Source organism: Intestinibacter sp., assembly GCF_051866655.1.
Lineage (GTDB): Bacteria > Bacillota > Clostridia > Peptostreptococcales > Peptostreptococcaceae > Intestinibacter.
This window is the reverse complement of record NZ_JBJDXL010000322.1, coordinates 1-3,567: the sequence shown is the minus strand read 5'-3', so window position 1 is coordinate 3,567 and position 3,567 is coordinate 1. Positions and strand designations below refer to the sequence as shown.

The window sequence follows — 3,567 nt, the reverse complement described above, 5'->3', positions numbered from 1 at the left end:
AATTTTTTATTATTCTCTAATAAAATTTGTAAATGTAATTGCTTCTTTTTCTGGATAAGATACTCCAGCTTTTAGCCCTGCTTCCTTACATTTTAGGAAAAATGCCATATTTTTTGCAAGAATCCTCATAACCTGCATACCTTCTTCGTCTTTTTCGACTTGCTCTGGAGTTGCACCATGAACCATATTCCAATAACGTGATGTGACTATTGGCATTTCCATAAGACCAAAGTATTTATTCATTTGATCCCATGTTGCTGTAGTCCCCGCACGTCTAGCTGACATAATTGCCGCAGCTGGTTTTAAGTAGAAATTATTTCTTCCTCCACAGAAATCTGCATAAAACGCTCTATCTAAAAATGATGTCATAGAGCCTGTTGCCCCTGCCCAATGAACAGGTGTACCAAATACAAATCCATCAAAATCTCCTGCAATATCAAGAAATTCATTTACTTTATCATCAAATACACAAGCGTGTTTTTCTACACAAGTTTTGCATGCTATACAACCTGACATAGGTGTTTTCCCTATCCAAAATATCTCAGTTTCTATACCTTCTTTATTTAATTGTCTAGAAACTTCTTGTAATGCTGTATATGTACAGCCTTCTTTATGTGGACTTCCGTTTACTAATAGTACTTTCATTATTTTCACTCCTTCGATATATTTTTTATAATAGTCTAGTACTTGGAGTTTACTCCATGTCAATAGCTATTTTTATTATTTTGCTAATTTTGTGCCGCCAAATACTTCTGACATAGGTATTTCATCTAATATTTTATCGATTGACTCGACTTCTTCTGCTGTAAGAATTACGTTTGATGCACCTATATTTTCAACTAGCCTTGATAATTTTCTAGTTCCTGGAATAGGTACAATCCAAGGCTTTTTAGCAAGCATCCACGCTAGAGAGATTTGTGCAGGTGTCGCTTGTTTTTCAATTGCTATTTTTCTAATTAAATTTAAAAGCTCTTGATTTTTATCTATACCATCTGCAGTAAATTGTGGCATAGAATTTCTATAGTCTGTGCCTTCTTCAAATTTTGAATTTTTATCGTATTTATCTGTAAGTAAACCATTCGCAAGAGGACTAAATGCTACAAACCCTATATTTAATTCCTCTAATGTTGGAAATAACTTTTCATACCATCTAGCCATCATGGAATATCTGTTTTCAATAGCTGTCAATGGACAAATTTTATGTGCACGGCGGATAATTTCTTCTGTCGCTTCTGAAATTCCCCAATGAGTAATTTTACCTTCTTGTATTAAATCAGACATAACGCCTGCCACTTCCTCTATTGGCACTGTAGGGTCAACACGATGTTGAAAATAAAGATCTATATGATCTGTTTGAAGACGTTTAAGCGAACCTTCTACAGACGCACGAATTGTCTCAGGTCGTGAATCTGGTATGAGTGGATAAGGCACTGGCTTACTTGTATCAAATTTAATACCAAATTTTGTAACTATTTTTATTTTGTCGCGATAAGGCTTTAAAGCCTGTCCAACTAATTCTTCATTACTATGTGGATCTTTATAATCTCCATAAACTTCTGCTGTATCAAAAAAAGTGACTCCCATATTTACTGCTTTTGCTAAAAATTCAGTCATTTCATCTTTATCTGCTGGTGAACCATAAGCATGGCTCATTCCCATACATCCAAGTCCCATATCAGACACTTCTAAATCTTTTCCTAATATTCTCTTATTCATATTTTCCTCCTAATTCTCCATATGTAAATTCCAAAAATCTACTGCATCATCTACCCATCCTTCAGCATTTGTACCTGTTCCTAAACCAAACCCATGTCTTAGATTTTTGTATATATTTATCTTTGCATCTATTCCACAATTTTTTAAATTTTGTATACGTCTCTTCATGGCTAAAGGATTTGCTATAGTATCGTTTGTCCCTACAACTGCAAATGTTGGTGGATCGTATATACAATAATCCTGATGACCTGTGTACTGCATAATAACTGTACAAGGCTTTGGCAATTTATTTTCTCCAAAAATTTCAACACCATAAGTTCCTATATCTGCCGCCATTCTAGCTCCTGCTGATCCTCCCCAAAGTGAATAATTTTTCTTATCTACTTCAAAAGCTTTTGCATTTTCGTAAATATAAAAAATTGCTCTAGATAAATCTCTGCAGGCCTCAAATTCACTATTTTGAAAATATCCAACTCTATATTTTATTACAAATGCATTGTAACCTTTTTTACTTAATTCTATGGCAAGTGGAAATCCTTCATGTATTGCTCCTACATAAGAAAATCCTCCACCAGGACATATAATCGCAAAAGGTGCTCCAACTTTTCCTTTAAAAAAGAAAATACCTGTATCTATTTTTGTAGGATCCTGATTTTTTTCTTTTTCTGTATAAATATCGTAAAATATTTTATTTCCAGCACTTATCTCATCTATCATATGATTTATAGCGTTTTCTATTTCAGATAAATTTATATTGTTATGATATGGTAATAGTAAATTCACGTCTTTTAGCTTCATATTGTTATTGATATTTCTATTGTCTAATGGAAATATATATCTACCGAACCCTTCAAATGCTTTATGATTGACAATATCTATAATTTTATTTTCCCTTGTAATATGTCTATAATTTTGCATATTTCAAGTCTCACCACTTTCTTGAATATTTGCTTTTGTATTTTAAATATATTATAGTAATTAACTCTTATAAGCAGAAGTTCAAACATGTTCACCAATATAAACCTAAAGGTTATAGCTAATCTCCTGAATTTTTGCAAAAAAATAGCTGCACACTATTTTCTGTGTGACAGCTCCATAAATTTATAGACAGCCTTTATAAATGTCAAAACCTCATAAGATGGATTAGGAGAATACAAAAGTCCAAAAGGAACAGTATAATCCCAACTTACAGGAATTATGTTTAATAATGGATGAACATTATCCCATTTGCCTGCTGTAATCAATATATTTTTACTATTTTCACATTGATTAAACACATCTAAATTATAAAAAGAAAACTCTAATATACGAATTTGCTGATGATTTTTATAAATATCATCTCTCAACAAGTCCATAAAACTATTCCATCCAGGCCTAATCATCATTAAATTTTCGCCGTACAAATCTTCAATATCGAGTTGGTCTTTTTCTGCTAAAGGATGACTTATTGGTACTGCACAATTTATAGGTTCTCTAGATAATTCCAATGCTATACAATGTCTCTCTTGTAAAAAGCTTTCATCATAAATACCTGCTACTACATCTATATCCTTTCCAAGATTTTTAAGAATTTCAACTGCATTTTCTGGTGTATTTTCAAATGGTACTAATTGTATTTTTAACTTTGGACAAAATTTTTGTATCTTCGGCCATAGATCTACTAAAAATTTACTAGGTGTCATCAAGGATGTCCCTACACGAATCCCATTTTCTTCTTTTTTCATTGCTTTTCTCGCACGAATCAACGATTCTTTTGAATAGTTAATAATATTTTTCGCGTCTTTATAAAGAGATTTCCCAGCATCCGTAAGCACTACTCCTCTATGCGTTCTCTCAAATAATTTTAAACCT

General features: G+C 32.4%; 4 protein-coding genes. All 4 read right to left on the bottom strand.

Annotated features, from left to right (window positions below):
- Positions 1–9: 9 nt before the first annotated feature.
- The gene (locus tag ACI3VO_RS09565; RefSeq protein ID WP_439757700.1) at positions 10–645 is read right to left on the bottom strand and encodes a flavodoxin family protein; all 636 of its coding nucleotides are present in this window, start codon (positions 643–645) and stop codon (positions 10–12) included.
- 75 nt (positions 646–720) lie between these two features.
- Positions 721–1,716: an aldo/keto reductase gene (locus tag ACI3VO_RS09560; RefSeq protein WP_439757699.1), complete on the bottom strand. Its 996-nt coding sequence runs from the start codon at positions 1,714–1,716 to the stop codon at positions 721–723.
- 9 nt (positions 1,717–1,725) lie between these two features.
- Positions 1,726–2,634 carry an alpha/beta hydrolase gene (locus ACI3VO_RS09555; RefSeq protein ID WP_439757698.1) on the bottom strand — a complete coding sequence of 303 codons (909 nt, stop codon included), beginning with the start codon at positions 2,632–2,634 and terminating at the stop codon, positions 1,726–1,728.
- Positions 2,635–2,789: 155 nt separating this feature from the next.
- Positions 2,790–3,567: LysR substrate-binding domain-containing protein (locus tag ACI3VO_RS09550; RefSeq protein WP_439757697.1), on the bottom strand; the 778-nt coding region annotated here is incomplete at its 5' end.

What these genes read in the sequence shown, in the direction of transcription:
- ACI3VO_RS09560 (WP_439757699.1), bottom strand. Translation starts at nt 1,716, where the DNA reads ATGAATAAGAGAATATTAGGAAAAGATTTAGAAGTGTCTGATATGGGA.
- ACI3VO_RS09555 (WP_439757698.1), bottom strand. Translation starts at nt 2,634, where the DNA reads ATGCAAAATTATAGACATATTACAAGGGAAAATAAAATTATAGATATT.
- ACI3VO_RS09565 (WP_439757700.1), bottom strand. Translation starts at nt 645, where the DNA reads ATGAAAGTACTATTAGTAAACGGAAGTCCACATAAAGAAGGCTGTACA.